Source organism: Gloeotrichia echinulata CP02 (genome assembly GCA_038087035.1).
In the GTDB taxonomy this organism is placed as follows: domain Bacteria; phylum Cyanobacteriota; class Cyanobacteriia; order Cyanobacteriales; family Nostocaceae; genus Gloeotrichia; species Gloeotrichia echinulata.
In genome coordinates, this window is sequence record CP051187.1 from 1,459,638 (window position 1) to 1,483,540 (window position 23,903).

Below are 23,903 nucleotides of genomic sequence, written 5' to 3' on the forward strand. Positions count from 1 at the left end.
CTACATATGGGATATTTTTTTATTTTGGAAGTCCTTAGCTTAACAAAAGACTACATAATTCATCGATTTCTTGATTTTTTTCTTGAATCAGTATATTAGCTAAAACTTGTAATTGGCGTAGATTTTCTGGTTTGGCATTATCGATATCTTCGAGTTCACTTTTCAAGAAGGTTTGAAACCGATAATAAGAAGTTTTATGACCTTTATTAGTAGCCTCAAACAACCGTTCTAATTCTCCAGCGACTACTTCACTCCCACCGTCAAGCACTATATTTAACAGCGGTTTTGCCCATTGCAATAGTCCCCAATTTTTCACTTCGTCATAAGGGTAGACACTCGTCAGGGAGCCAGTACCCAAGGATACTACTAAGATATCCTCTATATTCAGGGCTTGTTGGTTTTCTTGTCTACTAATTTGCGCCTCTAAAATAGCCAAATTAGCGGGATTATTTGCGACTAATCCCCCATCCACTAATGTATAGAAGCCGTTGGTATTATGGGAACTAGAAACGCGATAGGGAGCAAAATAAGTCGGAGTTGCACTAGTTGCTAATGCTGCATCTGTGAGTGTAAAACCTGAGCATAACTTGCGAAACTTTTTCGATTCGGTCTGTTGTTTTTCCAGCTTATTAGTAAAAAATATCGGAATTCGTTGCTCGATATCGTAGCTGGTCACGAAAACTTCTTTGAGATTATTTTCTAAGGAGCTATCGCCAAAATATTGCTTGATAATTTCTTCTCTCCCATCGGAAGAATATTTTGGTTGGATGAATATATCCTCTAGCTGACCGAGTACTTGTTCCCAGAATGGCTCGTAAAATATCTCAGCCCCATATTCCAAATATATTTGCAGAAGTTCTTCAGCGCTGTATTGGGCGACGGGTGGGCTATCAGATACTGCTAAATCTAATCGCGGTTTAGTTAATCCGAGTGCGAGAATTCCTCCGCTGGAACTACCTGAAATTAAATCGAACAAACTAAAAATCTGTTTTTGTGTCCGCTTTTCAATTTCAGCCAAGATGATGGCGGGGATAATACCCCGAATCCCACCGCCATCAATAGCAAGTATTTTATATTTGGGATTTGCTGTATTATTCATAGTTTTTTTCGATTCCTCTTGAGCTAATATTTGCGCTTGTTCCTGTTGTTGAATATTGTCTAAAATTGGGTATTCGGTAGTTTGGGAGATTGCGGCTATCTCGCCCTCATGGGATGATTGTGCGATCGCAAATGGAAGTTGTGCTAAATCCCAACGGGGATTACCATACAAGGTTCCATTATGGGTATTTCCACTTTGGTCTTGGACAGTTGTTCCTTGTCCTTCGTTTAATCTCCAGTAGGCTACTAATCCTGGTTCATTTCCGACTAGAGGACTAGAGCGATGCTGTTGGATTTGGTCTTGAGTACAAGGATAATTCCAGACGCTAATATTTGCTAACTGTCCTGTAAAGTATACATTATTGTGTAAAGTCCCCCCCAGGGTGATAGGACTAGTTGCTTTGTTCAAAGAAGAACCTGTCAAAGACCCAGTATATTCATGTTCATCAAGATATATGCTCAGTTGACCGCTATTAAAAACAATAGCAAAAAAGTGCCATTGTCCGATAGTTAATTCTCCATTGCCAAATGTTTTAATAACATTGTCAACATTTTCATCAATGTATACATCTAGATTACCTTCTTCACTAATGCCAAATTCAAAATTATCACTGTATCGGTCTGAAGAACGGGCGAAGAATACATTGTGTACTCCATATGTAGTTGCTTGATTCGTGAGTTGATGCGGATTCACCCACCCGGAAATCGTAAAGACTGAACTCCCCTGAGCAAACACACCACCAATATCATTCTTGCCAAAATTTATGTAGTCATCTTCACCATCAAATGTCAGAACTGATTGGGTATTTACTTGATTTGTCACAACATTTTCATCTCCTAATAGTATAATTCGTAATTAATCAACGAACTAGCTAGATACATAATTTATTTTTATCTATCAGTAAATAGGTTCTTGCGTACTTAGCGTGCTAAATATGTTGAAAAATAAGCTTGAACTCCTTGCTGGGATAAGATGACAGCCATTATTTACTGCCTTTTAGGTCTGATGATTAAAATTTTGGCTATAAGCGCCTGTAAGCCTTGATTTTAAAACAAAGTTATCGACTGTAATTTAAAATTTAGCACGTTAAGTACGCAAGAATTATCTATCTAACGGTACATGTTTATATATCTAAGATGAGTTGTAAATACTATAAAATGACGTAATTTTTTGATGAAAAGACTATGTAATATATAAGTATTTCTAAACATTTAATTTCTAAACATTCAATCAACTAATAAGTAGGTAGGCGGGAATAACCCTAACTATATTAGGAAACGTAAATATGCCCCAAATCCTTACCAATGGGATAGGTATGTTGAGTTTTGTAAAAACCATGTAACGATTGATTTATAAGCTCTTTTCTGACTTTGGTTGATTTTTTTATGCTGACTTAGTTAGAGGGTGTTTGAGAAGTTTAAATTCATACTTTTCTGAGCGATTAGAAATCGCGGCTACAGGAGACTTCACCCAATGACATAGGTTTAAAACCCAAAATGTTTGTTTGTTTTAGTCCCACTCACAGAGAACAATGCTATTGTAGTAGCAGATAGAAGTAAGTCGGCGGGAATAAACAGAGCTATATTGCGAAACGTAAATCCGCCCCAAATCCTTACCAATGACTTTTGACTCCGGACGTCCATCTCCTGTCCCAGAAGCTTTGCGCGTTCACTACTACGGTTTTTTTTTGCGCCGACCTACTTATTTACCATTAAAATAATGATTAATCAAAGCCTGAACCGACCTAATTTTGGTAAAGTCATAGATTAATTTGTACAGTGCGTAAGTCCTCAAGAAAATTGCTAAATATTCTGCAGAATCAATGTATCCCTCAAGACACTTTATTAAGTAACTATCAAATGAGGGCAAATTCTTATACAATGATCAATGTTTGAACTCAGACGTAAGCATTTTAGGTAACTACAATGGACGAAATCGTGAAAAAACTCGCTATTATGGGTCTTACTAGCATAATTCTCGTGATTCTAACGGTTGCATCAGAGGGTAATACCCCTGCTTGGTCTTTTGACGGTTGTGGGGGATACTCTAGTGTGATATGGAATTGAAGCCATTGTCAAAGCTATCTATAAAAAACGCAGCAAAAGGGAACTCATATGAACGGAATTGCAAAAACAAGTTACCCCCTGTCATATGGACAAGAAGCCATGTGGTTTATCTACCAAATGGCGCCAGAGAGTGTTGCTTATAATATATTTATTACGGTAAAAATTAATTCACATTTAAATATTGATGCTGTAAATCGTGTATGGGAAAAAATTTTTGCACATCATCCTATACTCAGAACCACATATACCAGTCATGAAGGCCAACCCATTCAGCAAGTTAATCAACAACAGAAATTTAATGTTGAGGTTATAGATGCCAATAATTGGAGCGAAGATTACTTAAAAGAGAAAATTTATGCTGAAACTGACCGCCATTTTAACCTAGAACAAGATTCAGTTTTGAGGGTTAATCTATTTACTAGGTCAGCAAAAGAACACATTCTATTGCTAACAATGCACCACATTGCAGGTGATATGTGGTCTATTGATTTATTGCTGAATGAATTTCAAGCTTTGTATGCTGCTGAAGTTGAGCAAGTTAGTCAAGAGCAGACAGAGGCAGTTGAAGATTATTTAACTAATAATAAATCTTATGGGGAGTTTGTCCACTGGCAGTCAGAAATGTTATCGGGTTACAGGGGAGAAAAACTTTGGCAATATTGGCAAGAACAATTAGCTGGGGAATTGCCAATTTTGAATTTGCTTCCAGACAAAACCCGCCCGACCGTACAGACTTTTCAAGGAGCAGCACATATTTCAAAGCTAGATGAACAGTTAATTCAAAAACTTAATAATTTATCTCTAGCTTCTGGAACAAGTCTTTATAAGGTTCTACTTACAGCATTTTATGTGCAACTTTATCGCTACACCAATCAAACAGACATCCTCATAGGAAGCCCGATGAGAGGTCGGTGGGGTGGAAAGTTTAAAGGCACTGTTGGCTACTTCGCTAATCTGATCGTCTTACGGGCTTCTGTAGGGGAAAACTTCACATTCCAAGAATTTCTCGCTCAAGTCAGCAACAAGGTAAAACAAGCCCAAAAGAATCAAGACTATCCTTTTTCTCTCTTAGCAGAACAACTTCAGCAACAACGAGATCCAAGTCGTTCTCCTTTGTGTCAAGTTAATTTCACTTGGCAAGTACAAGGTTGGTGTGAACCAAGAGAGAATTCATTGCACAGTCAAGAAGCAGTGCTTCAAATGGAGCCATACTTGGACGTAGGTGCCGGACAACGAGGTGCAGACTTCGATCTGACTTTACTAGTGAAAGAAGCTAAAGGAGTATTCCAGGTATCCTGGCAATACAATACTGACTTGTTTGAGGCGACGACAATCACACGCATGGCAGAGCATTTTGTGACCTTGCTTGAAGGTATTGTAGCTAATCCTCAAGAGAGGATTTCCCAATTACCAATGTTAACAGAAGTTGAGCGGCAGCAATTATTGGTTGAGTGGAACAATACTCAAGCTGATTACCCCTGTGATAAGTGTATCCATCAGTTGTTTGAGTCGCAGGTAGAACGTACTCCAGATGCTGTAGCAGTAGTATTTGAAAATCAACAACTGACTTACCAGCAATTGAATTGTCGTGCTAACCAATTAGCCTATTACTTGCAATCTTTGGGTGTGGGTGCGGATGTGCTGGTGGGGATTTGTGTAGAGCGCTCCTTGGAGATGATTGTGGGATTACTTGGTATTCTCAAGGCGGGTGGGGCTTATGTACCAATTGACCCTGAGTATCCACAAAAGCGGTTGAGTTTTATGTTGGAAGATGCTCAGGTGAAAGTGTTGTTGACACAACAGCATTTAGTTGAGAAATTACCTGAACATCAGGCGTCTGTCGTCTGCTTAGACACCGACTGGCTGCTGATCTGTGAATCTAGTCAGGAGAGTCCAATCACTGAGGTGCAACCTGGTAACTTAGCTTATGTGATTTATACCTCTGGCTCTACTGGCACACCCAAGGGGGTAATGCTCTCTCACAGTAACCTTTGCAACCATATGTCCTGGATGCAAGCAACATTCCCCCTGACTGAAAAAGACAAAGTATTGCAAAAAACTCCCTTTGGCTTTGATGCGTCAGTTTGGGAATTCTACGCTCCATTATTAGCCGGTGGACAGTTGTTAATAGCTAAACCAGGAGGTCATACTGATAGTGCTTATCTGTTAAGGTTAATTGCCCAACAGCAGGTAACGATTGTTCAACTTGTCCCATCTTTGTTACAAATGCTTTTAGAGCAGGGAGGAATCGAAACTTGTCACTCCCTCAAACACGTCTTCTGTGGAGGTGAAGTCTTACCAGTGGCTCTGGTTGAAGGCTTGTTAAGCAAGCTAGATGTGAATTTACACAATCTCTACGGACCTACGGAAACTTGTATCGATGCAACGTTCTGGAATTGTCAGCGGGAGATATATGCACAAATTGTCCCCATTGGTCGCCCAATTTCCAATACCCAACTTTATATCCTTGACCAAAATTTACAACCATTACCCATAGGTGTACCAGGAGAATTGCATATAGGTGGAGCCGGATTAGCCAGAGGCTACCTCAACCGACTAGAGTTAACACAAGAAAAATTCATACCCAAGCCCTTTGGCACCTACCCTGGTTCCCGTATCTACAAAACCGGGGACTTAGCCCGTTATTTGCCAGATGGCAATATCGAATACTTGGGACGCATTGATAATCAAGTAAAAATACGTGGTTTCCGCATTGAGTTGGGCGAAATTGAAGCGGTACTGAACCAAAGGGATGATGTACAGGTAGCTTGTGTTATCGCCCGTGAAGACAATGGGAATAAACGTCTAGTGGGCTATATTGTGCCGTCTTCCCAGATGACTTGTACTGTTAGTGAATTACCGCAATTCCTCAAGACAAAACTCCCAGATTACATGGTTCCCAATATCTTTGTGATGCTGGATTCCCTCCCCTTAACGCCTAACGGTAAGATAAACCGTGGCGCTTTACCTGTTCCCGATTTACAGGGTCAAGGAACGGACAAATACGTAGCTCCCCGCACCCCCACCGAAGAAATCCTGTCACTAATTTGGGCACAAGTCCTCAAACTAGAGCTTGTAGGCATTCATGATAACTTCTTTACCTTCGGCGGACACTCACTACTAGCAACCCAATTGGTTTCCCGCATCCGCACCAGCTTCAAAGTAGAACTACCATTGCGTAGTTTATTTGCTGCACCGACAGTTGCTGAATTGTCGCCACATATTCAACGATTGCAGCAACAAGAGTTAGAACTGACTTCCCCACCCATTTTACCAAGGGCAGAGAATGCAGAATTACCCTTGTCTTATGCCCAACAGCGTTTGTGGTTTTTAGACCAGTTACAGCCGAACAGTGCCTTATATAATATCCCCATAGCTTTGCGTCTGGTTGGAAATCTCAATCAAGCAGCCTTGGAACAAAGCTTAGAAGAAATTATTCATCGTCACGAAGCGTTACGCACCAATTTCATTACAGTTGATGGCAAGCCTTTACAAATCATTCAAACAGCAACTTCTTGGACAGTATCAGTTGTTAACTTCAGGCATTTATCGATAAGCGAACAACAAATAGCTGCACAACAATTAGCACAAGAACAAGTTATTGAACCCTTTGATCTGGCTAAACAAACATTAGTTAGAGCGACATTAGTAGTGTTGTCCGAGACAGAACACATATTGTTACTGTGTATGCATCACATTGTCTCTGATGGCTGGTCAATGGGTGTGTTTGTTCAGGAACTAGCAGCATTGTATAATGCTTATTTAATAGGTCAGCCTGCCAATCTCGCACTACTACCGATTCAGTACGCAGATTTTGCAATTTGGCAAAGAAAGTGGTTAGTCGGGGATGTACTGCAAAGGCAACTTTCTTACTGGCTTCAACAACTAAAAGATGCACCAGCCCTGTTAGTGCTTCCCACAGACCGACCCAGACCAGCTGTGCAAACCTTTGCAGGCGCATATCAAGATTTTGCTCTTTCTGTGGAATTAACTCAAGGGTTAATGCAACTGAGTCAGCAACAAGGTTGTACTCTGTTTATGACGCTGTTGGCAGCTTATGATGTATTACTTTATCGCTACACAGGAACAGAAGACATTTTGGTGGGGACTCCAATTGCTAACCGCGATCGCAGTGAAATAGAAGGGTTAATTGGCTTCTTTGTCAATACTTTAGTGATGCGGAGTAATTTATCGGAAAATCCTAGTTTCTTATCGTTACTCACTCGTGTTCGGTCTATGGCTTTATCCGCCTATGCTCATCAGAATTTGCCGTTGGAAATGTTGGTGGAAGCATTGCAGCCAGAACGAGACCTTAGTCATACACCCCTATTTCAGGTGATGTTTGCCCTCCAGAATCCTTACCTGTCAGAAGTAGAGTTGAGTGGGTTAAGTATTAGTTCATTGCCAATACAAGGTGCAACGGCAAAGTTTGATATTACCTTAGTAATGGAGAACACAGGTACTTCGACTACGCTCAGTACAGGTACTGGATTGGTGGGGGTGTGGGAGTACAATACTGACTTGTTTGATGCCAGCACTATTGAGCGGATGACTGGTCATTTTGTGACACTACTTTCGTCAATTGTTGCTAATCCTCTGTCACAGATTTCCCAATTACCTTTGTTAACAGAAGTTGAGCGGCAGCAGTTATTAATTGAGTGGAATAATACTCAGGTAAATTATCCTGTTGATCAGTGTATTCATCAGTTATTTGAAGAGCAGGTAGAACGGACTCCAGATGCAGTGGCGGTGGTGTTTGAAAATCAACAACTTACCTATGAGCAATTAAATTGTCGAGCTAATCAGTTGGCGCATTACTTGCGGTCATTGGGAGTAGGAACAGATGTGCTGGTGGGTATTTGTGTAGAGCGCTCCTTGGAGATGATTGTGGGATTACTTGGTATTCTCAAGGCGGGTGGGGCTTATGTTCCGCTTGACCCTGAGTATCCACAAAAGCGGTTGAGTTTTATTTTAGAAGATGCTCAAGTTTCGGTGCTACTGACCCAACAGGAATTAGTCAACAAGCTACCAGCGCATACTGCACAGCTTGTCTGCTTAGACACCGACTGGGAAAAAATTACTCAAAACAGCAACTCCAACCCTGTAAATACTGCCACATCGATTAATCTGGCATACGTCATCTACACTTCAGGTTCTACAGGTCAGCCTAAAGGTGTTTTAGTCAACCACCATCATGTAACTCGTCTGTTTGCCGCCACCAACTCTTGGTATAAATTTAACTCTCAAGATGTGTGGACAATGTTCCACTCATATGCATTCGACTTCTCTGTTTGGGAAATTTGGGGTGCATTGCTTTATGGTGGACGACTGGTAGTAGTGCCCTATCTGTTGACGCGATCGCCTGAATCTTTCTATAAATTATTATCTCAAGAGCAAGTCACAATTCTCAATCAAACGCCTTCAGCCTTCCGCCAATTAATTCAAGCAGAACAGTCAATCGGAATTAGCAATTTGAACCTCCGTCTCGTAATTTTTGGTGGAGAAGCTCTGGAACTCTTGAGTTTGCAACCTTGGTTTGAGCGCCACGGCGACATGAAACCTCAGTTAGTGAATATGTACGGGATTACGGAAACCACTGTACACGTAACTTATCGTCCATTGAGCCAAGACGATTTAAATCGCACAGCTAGTGTCATTGGTCGTCCAATTCCCGACTTACAAGTGTATGTGCTAGACCAGCATTTACAACCAGTACCGATTGGAGTTCCCGGCGAGATGTACGTTGGTGGTGAGGGGGTGACGAGTGGCTATCTCCATCGTGAGGAACTGACAGCACAACGGTTTATCTCCAACCCCTTCCCAAATAACAGGGGAGGACGCCTTTATAGAACAGGAGACTTAGCCCGTTATTTGCCCAATGGCGAGTTAGAGTATTTAGGACGAATTGACCAGCAAGTGAAGATTCGCGGCTTCCGCATTGAGTTGGGCGAAATTGAAGCATTACTGGCACAACATCCAGCCGTTTGGGAAAGTGTGGTGGTAGTCAGGGAGGATGAACCGGGCGACAAACGTGTGGTAGCTTATGTAGTACCGCAAGTGGAACAATCTCTCACAACAGCAGAACTGCGTAGCTTCCTCAAGGAAAAGCTGCCAGATTACATGATACCAAATGCAATAGTCATCTTGGAGTTTTTACCCCTCACATCCAACGGCAAAATAGACCGGCGCGCTTTGCCAATACCAGATTTACACAGTCAACGAGAAGACAAATACGTAGCTCCACGCACGCCAATTGAGGAAATTCTGGCGCAAGTTTGGACACAAATCCTCAAAGTAGAGCAAGTGGGTATTCATGATAACTTCTTTACCTTCGGCGGACACTCCCTACTAGCAACGCAATTGGTTTCCCGCATCCGCACTAACTTCAAAGTAGAACTACCGTTGCGTAGTTTATTTGCTGCACCGACAGTTGCTGAATTAGCGCAATCGATTCAGCAGTTACAGCAACAAAACATAGAACTAAAAGTACCACCCATCTTACCAAGGAAAAAGAATGCAAAATAAGAATGAAGAATTACCACTATCTTATGCTCAACAGCGTTTGTGGTTTTTAGACCAGTTCGATGCCAACAGTTCCTTATACAACATACCCTTAGCTTTGCGTCTAGTAGGAACTCTCAATCGAGCAGCCTTAGAACAAAGCTTAAAAGAAATTATTGATCGCCACGAAGCCTTACGCACCAATTTCATTACAATTGATGGACAACCAGCACAAATCATTCAAACAGAAATAAATTGGACAGTATCAGTTGTTGACTTGCAGCATTTATCTACACTTGTACTGAGCGAAGTCGAAGTAACCGAACAAGAAAGTGCTGCACAGCAATTGGCACAAAAACAATCAATTCAACCCTTTGATTTAGCAAGTGAATCGTTAGTCAGAGCGACATTAGTCGTACTATCCGAGACAGAAAACTTACTATTAGTGTGTATGCACCACATTGTCAGTGATGGCTGGTCAATGGGAGTGTTTTTCCAAGAACTAGCGGCACTGTACAATGCTTATTCAATAGGTCAGCGAACACCGTTAGAGCCATTAGCAATTCAATACGCAGATTTTGCAATTTGGCAAAGAGAGTTGTTGCAAGGGGATTTGCTGCAAAGCCAATTGAGTTACTGGCAAAAACAACTAAAAGATGCACCAGCTTTATTATCGCTACCCACAGACAGACCCAGACCTGCTGTGCAAACCTTCGTAGGCGCACATCAAAAGTTTGCCCTTTCAGTTGAGTTAACTCAAAAGTTGACAAAACTGAGTCAGGAGCAGGGAGTAACACTATTCATGACATTGTTGGCAGCATTTGATACCCTACTTTACCGCTACACAGGCGTGGCAGACATTGTGGTAGGGTCTCCTATAGCAAACCGCAATTACGGTGAAATAGAATCATTAATTGGCTTTTTTGTCAATACCTTGGTGATGCGTACCAACTTGGAAGGCAATCCTAGCTTTAGGGAATTACTCACTCGTGTTCGGTTAATGGCAATGGATGCATACTCTCATCAGGACTTACCTTTTGAAATGCTAGTTGAGGCATTGCAGCCAGAACGGGATCTCAGCTATACACCGCTGTTTCAGGTAGTGTTTGGCCTTCAGAATGCTCCTAACTCTCAAGTAGAGTTGACTGGATTAACCGTTAGTCCATTGATAGTAGAAAGTGTAACTGCCAAGTGTGATCTTACCTTAGCAATGGAGAACACAGGTACTTCGACTACGCTCAGTACAGGTACTGGATTGGTTGGTGTGTGGGAGTATAACACTGACTTGTTTGATACAGGCACTATCGAGCGGATGGCGAGTCATTTTGTGACACTACTTGAGGGAATTGTAGCGAATCCCTTTGAGCGGATTTCCCAATTACCTCTGCTGACAGAAGTTGAGCAGCAGCAGTTATTGGTAGAGTGGAATGATACACAAGTAGACTATCCCCAAGATAAGTGTATCCATCAGTTATTTGAGGAGCAGTGTTTGAGGACTCCAGATGCAGTGGCGGTGGTGTTTGAGAATCAACAACTTACCTATGATGAGTTGAATTGTCGCGCTAACCAGTTGGCACATTACTTGCGCTCATTGGGAGTGGGAGCAGATGTATTGGTGGGTATTTGTGTAGAGCGATCGCTAGAGATGATCGTGGGAATACTAGCCATTTTCAAGGCGGGTGGAGCTTATGTGCCGCTTGACCCAGAGTATCCACAAAAGCGGATTCAGTTCATGCTAAAAGATTCTGGGACATCGGTATTACTCACCCAAAGTTTCCTCCTAGACCAATTACCCATAGCTGAACAGCAAAATCCCTACCAAGTAATTTGTTTAGATCAGGAAAGTTTTAGTTCGGAGTTAACCGATAATCCCAATCCTCAAAGTACACCTAATAATTTAGCTTACGTCATCTACACCTCTGGTTCGACAGGACGACCTAAAGGTGTAATGATTGAACATCAGGCACTGGTAAATTTAAGCTTGGCTTGGTGCAAAACTTTTCAAGTTCAATCTCAAAGCCGTTTGCTTCAGTTTGGGTCTTTTAGCTTTGATCTATCTGTTGCTGAAATTGCTACTACCTTCATCAGTGGTGCTTGCTTATATCTTCCAAACATTGAAACCTTGTTACCAAGTCAAGTCTTGGTTGACTTTTTAGCTGCTCACAAGATTTCCCATAGTTTTTTATCTCCTTCGGCGTTGTCTGTCTTACCTCAAGCGACCTTACCCGATTTGCAATATCTAAGCGTTGGTGGTGAAGCTTCCTCAGCAGAATTAGTAGAACGGTGGGGAACGGGACGGCGTTTTTTCAACGCCTATGGACCTACGGAGTCTACGGTTGCAGCGACGATAGCAATTTGTCAACCCAATGGAAGAAAACCGCCCATCGGTCGTCCAATCGCCAACGCGCAAATCTACATCTTAGACGAATATCTGCAACTAGTTCCCGTTGGTGTACCAGGAGAATTGCACATCGGTGGTGCGGGGTTAGCACGAGGCTACCTCAACCGACCTGAATTGACACAAGAGAAATTTATCCCCAATCCCTTTGACAATTCAAAATTTAAAATACCCTACAGAAACGCCAAAGACGTACAAAATTCAAAATTATATAAAACTGGGGACTTAGCCCGTTATTTACCAGATGGCAACATTGAATACCTGGGACGCATAGACAATCAGGTAAAAATTCGTGGCTTCCGCATTGAATTGGGAGAAATTGAAGCAGTACTAAGTCAACTAGGCGATGTCCAAGCATCTTGCGTCATTGTCCGCGAAGATATAACCGGGGATAAACGCCTAGTTGCTTACATCGTGCCACAAAAAGAGGTGACACCGACAGTTACTGAACTGCGACAATTCCTAAAAGCCAAGCTACCAGAATATATGGTACCTAATGCTTTCGTCATTTTAGACTCTCTGCCACTAACTCCCAATGGTAAAATCGACCACCGCGCTTTACCCACACCAGATTTACACAGCGAACTCAAACACAAATATGTAGCCCCGCGCACTCCAGTTGAGGAAATACTGGCACAAATTTGGGCGCAAGTGCTGAAAGTAGAGCAAGTGGGGATAGAAGATAACTTCTTTACCTCCGGAGGACATTCACTCCTAGCAACACAACTGGTTTCACAGATCCGCAACATTTTCCAAGTGGAACTACCATTGCGGGAGTTGTTTGCTGCACCGACAATAGCCGAATTGACGCTATCGATTCAGCATTTACAACAACAAGACTTAGAACTAACTTCCCCACCCATCTTACCAAGGGCAGAGAATGCAGAATTACTATTATCATTTGCTCAAAATAGGCTGTGGTTTTTAGACCAGTTCGAGCCGAACAGTTCCTTATACAACATACCCATAGCTTTGCGTCTAGTAGGAACTCTCAATCAAGCAGCCTTAGAACAAAGCTTACAAGAAATTATTCATCGCCATGAAGCCTTACGCACCAATTTAATTACAGTTGATGGACAACCAAGACAAATCATTCAAACAGCAACAAATTGGACACTATCAGTTGTTGACTTGAGACATTTATCGACACTTGTACTGAGCGAAGTCGAAGTAACCGAACAAGAAATAGCTGCACAGCAATTAGTGCAACAACAAGCTCTGCAACCCTTTGATCTAGAAAAACAAGCATTAGTGAGAGCGACATTAGTATTGCTGTCTGTGACAGAGCATCTATTTTTAGTGTGTATGCACCATATTGTCTCTGATGGCTGGTCTATGGGTGTGTTTGTCCAAGAACTAGCAACACTGTACAATGCTTATTCAATAGGTCAGCCTGCCAATCTCGCACCATTACCGATTCAGTACGCCGACTTTGCAATTTGGCAGAGACAGTGGTTAGTCGGGGATGTATTACAAAACCAATTGAATTATTGGCAACAACAACTAAAAGATGCACCAGCCCTATTATCACTCCCCACAGACCGACCCAGACCTGCGGTGCAAACCTTCGCCGGCGCATATCATGAGTTTGCACTCTCTGTTGAGTTAACTAAAAAACTGACAAAGCTGAGTCAGGAACAAGGGGTGACGTTGTTCATGATGTTGTTGGCAGCCTTTGATACCCTACTTTATCGCTACACAGAACAATCAGATATTTTAGTGGGGACACCAATTGCTAACCGCAATCGCAGTGAAATAGAAGGGTTAATTGGCTTTTTTGTCAATACTTTAGTTTTACGGACTGATTTATCAGGTAATCCCAGTTTTGCAGAATTACTCACTCGTGTTCGGTTGATGGCAATGGATGCTTATGCTCATCAGGATTTACCCTTTGAAATGTTGGTGGAAGTATTGCAGCCAGAACGAGACCTCAGCCATGCACCACTGTTTCAGGTAGATTTTCTCCTCCAAAATGATCCCCTATCGACCGTAGAGTTGACTGGGTTAACTGTCAGTCCATTGCCAATAGAAAGCGCAACGGCAAAATTTGATCTTACATTAGGAATGCAGAACACAGGTAATGGACTAGTGGGAGTGTGGGAGTACAACACCGACTTGTTTGACCATAGCACCATCGAGCGAATGAAGGGTCATTTTGTCACAATGCTGGAAGCAATTGTAGCGAATCCCCAAGAGCGAATTGACCAATTGCCAATGCTAACAGCAGTTGAGCAACAGCAGTTATTTGTAGAATGGAACGATACTCAAGCCGATTATCCCGAAGATAAATGTATCCATCAGTTGTTTGAAGAGAAGGTTAAGTTTACCCCAGATGCAGTAGCAGTAATATTTGAAAATCAACAATTAACTTATGGTGAGTTGAACACCCAAGCCAATCAATTAGCACACCACCTACAATCTTTAGGTGTCAGACCAGAAGTTTTGGTGGGGATTTATTTAGAGCGATCGCTATCCATCATCGTGACATTATTAGCTATCCTCAAAGCCGGTGGCGGTTATGTGCCCCTAGACCCTGATTATCCCCAGCAGCGTTTAGCTGACATATCTGAGGATTCACAATTCTCTGTGCTGATCACACAGCAAAAATTACTCACTTCTCTACCAGTACAAGGAGTAAAAGTCATTGTCTTGGATACAGAATCTGAGATGCTGACGAATCAAAGTCAAGTAAATCCGGTCAGTGAGGTCAAACCAGAAAACTTAGCTTGTCTATTGTACACTTCTGGGTCTACCGGCAAACCCAAAGGCGTAATGCTGACTCACGCAGCTTTAGTTAACCATAGCAGTGCAATTAGTGAAGTATTTGGTCTAACTAGCGGCGATCGCGTCTTGCAATTTGCTTCCTTCAGCTTTGATGTAGCGGCGGAAGAAATCTTCCCCACTTGGTACAAAGGCGCAACGGTGGTATTAAGACCCACACAAATGTTCCCTGACTTTGCCAGTTTTGCCCAATTTATTGCCCAAGAAAGTCTCAGCGTCTTAAATATTACTCCAGCCTATTGGCATGAATGGGCAGTGGCGGTATCTCAAGACAATGCAACTGTACCGCCAAGTCTGCGGTTAGTGGCTGTGGGTGGGGATGCAGTTCTCCCAGAAACAGTGACAATATGGCGACAAGTAGTAGGCGATCGCGTCAATTGTCTCAATGTCTACGGTCCAACCGAAGCATCTGTAACCGCCATAGTTCATGACCTACTCCATCCCCAATCAGAAACAGCCAACTCAGTGCTGATTGGTCGTCCCATTGCCAATACACAAGCCTACATCCTTGACCGTCATCTGCAACCCGTACCCGTGGGAGTCAAAGGTGAACTGCACCTGTGTGGTGTTCGTTTAGCCAGGGGTTATCTCAACCGCCCAGAACTGACGGAGGAAAAATTTATTCCCAACCCCTTCAGCCCCAGCAGCGGGGCTGAAATTCTGCCTAATTCCCAGTCCCCAGTCCCCAGTTCCCGACTTTATAAAACCGGAGATTTAGCCCGCTATTTGCCAGATGGTAACATTGAGTGCTTTGGACGCATCGACAATCAAGTAAAAATTCGGGGATTCCGCATCGAGTTGGGAGAAATTGAGGCGGTACTAAACCAATATATTGATGTGCAGACATCTTGTGTGATCATCCGCGAGGATACCCCAGGAGAGACTTGTACTGAGCGTAGCCGAAGTACTTGTACTGAGCGTAGCCGAAGTAAATATTTAGTTGCCTACGTAGTACCACATTCCGAAAAAATACCCACAATTAGCGAACTGCGTCAGTTCCTCTCTAGGAATCTGCCTCTTTACATGGTGCCCCAGGCCTTCGTATTCCTGGACTCTCTACCCCTAACACCAAATCGCAAAGTAGACCGTCGCGCCCTACCAGCACCCGATTTATCCAGCAACAGAACAGACAAATATGTTCCCCCACGCACCCCCACCGAAGAAATGCTGGCACAGATTTGGGCGCAAGTCTTGAAAGTGGAGCAAGTCGGCATTCATGATAATTTCTTTGAAATTGGGGGACACTCCCTACTCGCAACGCAACTGGTATCCCGCATCCGTTCCAACTTCCAAGTAGAACTACCATTGCGAAGCCTGTTTGCAGCAGCGACAGTTGCCCAATTAGCTCATCTTATTGGGCAATCACAGCGACAAAACTTAGAAATAACAGTACCACCAATTTTACCAAGGGGAGAGAATGCAGAATTATCGCTGTCATTTGCCCAACAACGTTTATGGTTTTTAGACCAGTTACAGCCCAACAGTTCCTTATACAACATACCCTTAGCTTTGCGTCTAACAGGATTTCTCGAAGTTGCAGCCCTAGAACAAAGCTTAGAAGAAATTATTCATCGCCACGAAGCGTTACGCACCAACTTCATCACCATTAATGGACAACCAACTCAAATCATTCAAACAGTCAGGAATTGGAAACTATCAGTAATTGAATTGCAACATCTGCCAAGATTTGAGCAAGAAACATCTGCACAGGAATTGGCAATTACACAGGCTATTCAACCCTTTGACTTGGCAAGCGGTTCCCTACTGAGAGCAACATTAGTCGTGCTGTCTGAGACAGAACACATATTGTTAATTTGTATGCACCACATTGTCAGTGATGAATGGTCAATGGGTGTGTTTATTCAGGAACTGGCAACATTTTACAATGCTTATGCTCAAGGTCAGCCTGCCAATGCCGCACCACTACCGATTCAGTACGCCGATTTTGCAATTTGGCAAAGACAGTGGTTAGTCGGGGAGGTACTGCAAAGCCAATTGAGTTACTGGAAACAACAACTAAAAGATGCACCAGCTTTATTGTCGCTTCCCACCGACAGACCCAGACCTGCTGTGCAAAAATTCGTTGGCGCGTATCAAGAGTTTGCACTTTCTGTGGAATTAACTCAAGGCTTAATGCAACTGAGTCAGCAACAAGGAGTAACTTTGTTCATGACGCTGTTGGCAGGGTTTGATACATTACTTTACCGCTATACCGGACAATCAGATATTTTGGTGGGGACACCAATTGCTAACCGCAATCACAGCGAAATAGAAGGGTTAATTGGCTTTTTTGTCAATACTTTAGTGATGCGGACTGATTTATCGGCAGATCCTAGTTTCTCATCGTTACTGGTGCGTGTTCGGGAAATGGCGCTGTCCGCCTACGCCCATCAGGATTTGCCGTTTGAAATGCTGGTGGAAGCATTACAGCCCCAAAGAAACCTCAGCCATACACCCCTGTTCCAGGTGGCATTTGTGTTCCAGAATGCGCCTAACTCTCAAGTAGAACTGACTGGCTTAACTGTTAGTCCATTGGTTGTAGAAAGCACAACTGCCAAGTTTGATCTTACCTTAGCAATGGAGAACACAGGTACTGGACTGGTGGGAGTGTGGGAATATAACACTGATTTGTTTGATAGCAGCACCATCGAGCGGATGGCGAGTCATTTTGTGACACTACTTGAGGGAATTGTAGCGAATCCCTTTGAGCGGATTTCCCAATTACCTCTGTTGACAGCAGTTGAGCAGCAGCAATTATTAATTGAGTGGAATGATACTCAAGTAGATTATCCCCAAGATAAGTGTATCCATCAATTGTTTGAGGAGCAGTGTTTGAGGACACCCGATGCTGTGGCGGTGGTATTTGAAGAGCAACAACTTACCTATGATGAGTTGAATTGTCGCGCTAATCAGTTGGCGGAATATTTACGTTCTTTGGGAGTGTCCGCAGATGTACTGGTAGGGTTGTGTGTAGAGCGTTCTTTAGAAATGATCGTGGGACTACTTGCAATTCTCAAAGCGGGTGGAGCTTATGTACCACTTGACCCTGAGTATCCCCAAGAGCGTTTGAGCTTTATCCTTGAAGATGCCCAGGTGAAGGTACTATTAACCCAACAGTCACTCCTGGACAAATTACAATCGCATCAAGCGCAGGTAGTTTGTTTGGATCAGGTCTGGGAAAAAATTGTCCAGAATAATCAAGATAATCCTACCAGTGGGGTGACGGCTTTTCATCTAGCGAATGTAATTTACACTTCCGGTTCAACAGGTAAACCTAAAGGTGTAATGGTTGAGCATAAGGGATTATGCAACCTAGCTCAAGCTCAGATGCAAACTTTTGGTTTGCATTCTGATAGTCGCGTTCTCCAGTTTGCCTCCTTCAGTTTTGATGCTTCTATCTGGGAAGTTGTCATGGCTCTGGGATCAGGGGCAACACTTTACTTAGGAACAAAAGACTCTTTATTACCGGGTATGCCGTTAATTGAGCGATTACGCAATTATTGCATTACCCATGTCACCCTACCACCATCAGCACTGGCAGTTCTCCCGACGGAAGAACTCCCGGCGTTGCAAACAATAATTGTCGGTGGAGAAGCTTGTTCTGCTGAACTGATAAAACAATGGTCTGTGGGAAGAAATTTCTTCAATGCTTATGGTCCGACAGAAGCCAGTGTCTGTGCTACAGTAGCAAAATGTACTGATGCTGATCAGAAAATATCCATCGGTCGTCCAATCGCCAACGCGCAAATCTACATCTTAGACTCACACTTACAGCCAGTTCCCGTTGGTGTGCCAGGAGAATTGCACATTGGTGGTGCGGGATTAGCACGAGGCTACTTTAACCGTCCAGAATTAACCCAAGAGAAATTCATCCCCAATCCGTTTGACAATTCAAAATTATATAAAACTGGGGATTTAGCACGCTATTTACCTGATGGCAATATAGAATACTTGGGACGCATCGATAATCAAGTTAAGGTGCGGGGCTTCCGCATTGAATTAGGCGAAATTGAAGCCGTACTTAGTCAACATGAGGATGTGCAAATATCTTGCGTTATTGTCCGCGAAGATACCCCAGGTGAGACTTGTACTGAGCGTAGCCGAAGTAAGCAGTTAGTCGCCTATATTGTGCCGCAAAAAGATGTCACACTCACAACTAGCGAACTGCGTCAGTTTATTGGCAATAAACTCCCAAGCTACATGATACCCCAGGCTTTTGTAATCCTGGAGTCTTTACCGATAACACCAAATGGAAAAATAGACCGCCGCGCCCTACCAGCACCAGATTTACACAGTGAAATAGCAGACAAATTTGTTGCACCCCGTAACCCCATTGAGGAAAAATTAGCACTCATTTGGACTCAAGTGCTGAGGTTAGAGCAAGTAGGCATTGACGATAACTTCTTTGAACTTGGAGGACATTCTTTACTAGCAACTCAGGTAATTTCTCGCTTGCAGGAAGCTTTTAAGATTTCGTTACCGTTGCGTTATATCTTTGAATCACCGACAGTTGCCCAGTTAAGTGAGGTGATATCAAGTCAGCTAGAAACTGGTTCAGGTTTGACGGTGCCAGCAATGGCACCTGTTGACCGAGACAGAGACATACCTCTATCGTGGGCACAGGAACGCCTGTGGTTTATGAATCAGTTGGAAGGTGAAAGTAGTGCTTACACAATAGATTTCACCATGCGGCTGGTGGGGAATCTCAATGTCAAAGCTTTAGAGCAAGCTTTTGCGGCGATCGCGCAACGCCATGAACCTCTGCGGACTCAGTTTAAGATTAAGGATAATAAGCCGGTGCAGGCGATCGCACCCAGTATGACCATCACCTTACCAGTGGTGGATTTACAAAATGAGACAGACCCCATCAAACAAGTCGAGCAACTGGTAAAAGAAGAAGTCTGCAAACCCTTCGATTTGGCTAATGGTTCAGTGCTGCGAGTCAAGCTTTGGCAAGTTGCGCCCGACGAGTATGTATTGCTACTAGCGATTCACCATATTGCAGCTGATGGTTGGTCGATAGGCATTTTGATCGGTGAGGTATCGGCTTACTACCAAGCTTTTGCAATAGGTAGTTCTGTTGAATTACCAGAATTATCTATACAGTATGCCGACTTCGCTGTCTGGCAGCGTCAGTGGCTGACAAATCAAGTATTAGAACGTCAATTAAGCTACTGGAAGCAACAGTTAACAGGTGCGCCACCTCTATTAGAATTACCCACAGACCGCCCCCGCCCAGCTATACAAACTTTCCGAGGCGGTACAGAGCGACTGCAACTAGATAGCCAGCTAACGCAGCAGCTGAAAAAGCTCTCTCAAAAGTCTGGAAGCACTCTGTTTATGACACTGCTGGCGAGTTTTGTGGTGTTACTGTCTCGCTACAGTAGACAAACAGATTTGGTGGTTGGCTCACCGATCGCTAATCGCAATCGCCAAGAAATCGAACCATTAATTGGCTTTTTTGTCAATACTCTGGCGCTAAGATTCGATCTTTCCCCAGAACCGAGCTTTGAAGCCTTACTAGCGCAGGTGCGAAAAGTTACCCAAAACGCCTACGAGCATCAGGATTTACCCTTTGAAATGTTAGTGGAAGAGTTGCAACTGGAGCGGAACTTGGATCGCAATCCCTTGACGCAGGTGGTATTTGCCCTCCAGAATGCGCCAACTGCGCCTTGGGATTTTCCTGGTGTCAGGGTCGAGGATATGCCTTCAGGACTGGACTCGGTTCGAGTTGACCTAGAACTTTACTTGTGGGAAGTACCAGAAGGTCTGGGGGGCTTTTGCTCGTACAACAGGGATTTGTTTGATGGGACAACTATTGCCCGGATGATGCAAAATTTTGTAACTTTATTAGGGGCAATTGTTGACAATCCCCAACAATCGGTGGCTTTACTACCCTTACTAACAGAGGGCGATCGCCAACTATTAAAGGAATGGAATGATACCCAAACCGATGATCCCTACCACAAGTGTATTCATCAATTAGTAGAAGAACAGGCACAACAGACTCCCGATGCAGTCGCAGTAGTCTGTGGAAATCAACAACTGACCTATGCACAGTTGAACAATCGCGCTAATCAGTTAGCTCATTACCTGCGGTCTTTGGGGCTAGAAACCGAGCAGTTGGTGGGGATTTGTGTAGAGCGATCGCCCTTAATGCTCGTGGGAATTTTAGGAATTCTCAAAGCAGGCGGTGCTTACGTGCCCCTTGACCCTGAGTATCCCCAAGAACGTCTGAGCTTGATGTTAGAGGACAGTCAAGTTTCGTTACTGCTGACCCAAGGGACACTCATTGAAAAATTACCCCAACATCCAGCCAAACCTGTATTTTTAGATGAAATTTGGCAACAAATTGCCCAAAACAGTCAAGAAAATCTCAGGGGAATCGTCACTGCTGCTAACTTAGCCAATGTAATTTATACTTCTGGCTCTACGGGTAAACCCAAAGGGGTAATGGTTGAGCATCGCGGATTGTGCAACCTAGCTCAAGCTCAGATTCAGGCTTTTGGTTTGCATTCTCAAAGTCGCGTTCTCCAGTTTGCTTCCTTCAGTTTTGATGCTTGTATATCAGAAATTTTGATGTCCTTGGGATCGGGAGGGACACTTTATCTGGGAAGCAAAGACTCTCTAATGCCCGGTACGCCGTTAATTGAGCGATTACAGGATTATGGCATTACCCATATTACTCTACCGCCCTCGGCATTAGCTGTTCTGCCTATGGTTGAACTGACTACCCTGGAAACTATAATTGTGGCAGGAGAAGCTTGTGCTGTTGAACTGATCAAACAATGGTCAGCGGGGCGTAATTTCTTTAATGGTTATGGACCGACAGAAGCAAGCGTCTGTGCAACTGTGGCAAAATGCACCCCTTTCGACCCAAAAGTTACCATTGGTAGTCCCATTGCCAACGTCCAAGTTTACATTTTAGACTCCCAGTTACAGCCTGTGCCGATTGGTGTACCAGGAGAATTACATATCGCTGGCGTCGGGGTAGCCAGAGGCTATCTCAACCGACCAGAATTAACCCAAGAGAAATTTATCTCCAATCCCTTTGGTTCATCAAAATTGTATAAAACCGGGGATTTAGCTCGTTATTTAGCGGATGGGACGATTGAATACCTGGGACGCATCGACAATCAAGTGAAGATTCGGGGTTTTCGGATAGAACTGGGTGAAATTGAAGCAGTTGCGAGCCAACATCCCTTAGTACAGGAGAGTGTCGTAGTAGCAAGAGAAGACATCCCTGGTGATAAACGTCTGGTGGCTTACTTAGTTCCAGCTCTCCAGGGTCAAGTTTTACCAGAACAGTTGGCGCAATGGCAAGGCGAGTATGTTAGTGATTGGCAAAAACTCTATGAACAATCCTATAGCCAACAGCAAACCCCAACAGATGACCCCACCTTCAATATTAGTGGTTGGAACAGTAGTTATACTGGCAAAGCCATTCCCGATTCAGAAATGCGGGAGTGGGTTGAGAGTACGGTGAGCCGAATTTTGCTAGGGAAACCGCAGCGAGTGTTAGAAATTGGTTGCGGTAGTGGGTTATTGCTATTTCGCGTTGCTCCCCATTGTCAAGAATATTGGGGAGCGGATTATTCCTCAGCAACTATTCGCAATCTGGAGCAATTATGTGGGGAGATCCAGGGTCTAGAAAATGTCCGCTTGCTACACAAAACAGCAGATAACTTTGAAGGTATCCCCCAAGGAGCCTTTGATACGGTGGTTGTGAACTCAGTAGTACAGTATTTTCCCAGTGTGGACTATCTGTTACAGGTTTTAGAAGGGGCAATGACAGCGATCGCCTCTCAAGGTAAGATATTCCTGGGGGATGTCCGCAGTTTACCCTTGCTCTTGCCATACCATGCAGCCGTACAGTTAGCCCGCGCCGAGTCTGACAGAACCGTTGAACAATGGCAACAGCAGGTACATCAGACTGTGGCCGCTGAAGAAGAACTGCTCATTGATCCCAGATTTTTCATTGCTCTGCAACAACGTTTTCCCCAGATTACTTGGGTGGAAATTCAGCCTAAGCGCGGTCATGCTCAAAATGAGTTAACCCAATTCCGCTATGATGTCACTCTGCATCTAGGTACTAATGTGGAGAAAACGGCAGTGCCTTGGCTAAATTGGCAACTTGACCAACTTTCGTGGACACAATTGCAAGATCAGCTAAAGTTGGGTCAGCTAGAATGGTTAGGAATCAGAGATGTACCTAATCAACGGCTACAACAGGCGCTGCAGATTTTAGGCTGGTTGGAAAATCCTCCTGGTGCTTCGACGGTGGGAGAACTGCGACAACGGTTAGCCGAACAGCCAAGGGTGGGGATAAATCCTGAGCAAATTTGGGAGATAGGAGAGGAATTAGGCTACACAGTCCACCTCAGTTGGTGGGAAAGTAGTCAGGATGGTTGCTTTGATGTGGTATTCAGTCGTAACAGTTCAACGCCAGTGTCTGATATGCAATCATACCCAAGTTTTTGGGAGTATGAGACAATTACAGCTAAACCCTGGACTGACTACACGAACAATCCCCTGTATGGTAAGTTAGTCCAGAAGCTTGTGCCGCAAGTGCGGGAATTTATCCAACAAAAGCTACCCAATTACATGGTTCCGCAAGCTTTTGTCCTGCTAAATGCTTTACCCCTAACCCCCAATGGTAAAGTAGACCGTCGCGCCCTCCCAATACCTGATACAGCTTCCAGAAATCTTTCCACTGGCTTTGTTTCTCCTTGCACTCCAATTGAAGCTCAAATGGCACAAATCTGGAGTGAAGTTTTGGGATTGGAACGCATTGGGGTTAAGGATAATTTCTTTACCTTGGGAGGACATTCTCTATTAGCGACTCAGGTGATCTCTCGTTCCCGCGATATTTTCTCGGTGGAATTGTCCTTACAAAATTTGCTGGAGTACCCAACTATCGCCAATTTAGCCCAAATAATTGAGGTACTTGGGGTTAGTCAAATATCTATTACCGAAACCCCAGAAGATTACGAAGAGGGAGAATTATAGAAAAATTTCCCCCCTTTCAAAGTAGGGGGGATTCTATAGTAATCATATT

3 protein-coding genes are annotated in these 23,903 nt (G+C 43.6%); 2 read left to right on the forward strand and 1 reads right to left on the reverse strand.

The window, feature by feature from the left end:
* Positions 1 to 34 precede the first annotated feature (34 nt).
* Positions 35 to 1,921 (reverse strand): patatin-like phospholipase family protein, encoded by a 1,887-nt coding sequence (locus HEQ19_06530; protein ID WYL99230.1) that lies wholly within the window; start codon positions 1,919 to 1,921, stop codon positions 35 to 37.
* 1,292 nt (positions 1,922 to 3,213) lie between these two features.
* On the opposite strand from HEQ19_06530, the gene HEQ19_06535 reads away from it, so the two are divergent.
* Both HEQ19_06535 and HEQ19_06540 read left to right on the forward strand, forming a co-directional pair.
* The gene (locus tag HEQ19_06535; GenBank protein WZI67124.1) at positions 3,214 to 9,690 is read left to right on the forward strand and encodes an amino acid adenylation domain-containing protein; all 6,477 of its coding nucleotides are present in this window, start codon (positions 3,214 to 3,216) and stop codon (positions 9,688 to 9,690) included.
* Positions 9,680 to 23,854 (forward strand): non-ribosomal peptide synthase/polyketide synthase, encoded by a 14,175-nt coding sequence (locus HEQ19_06540; GenBank protein ID WYL99231.1) that lies wholly within the window; start codon positions 9,680 to 9,682, stop codon positions 23,852 to 23,854. The genes HEQ19_06535 and HEQ19_06540 overlap by 11 nt, the downstream gene beginning before the upstream one ends.
* Positions 23,855 to 23,903 lie beyond the last annotated feature (49 nt).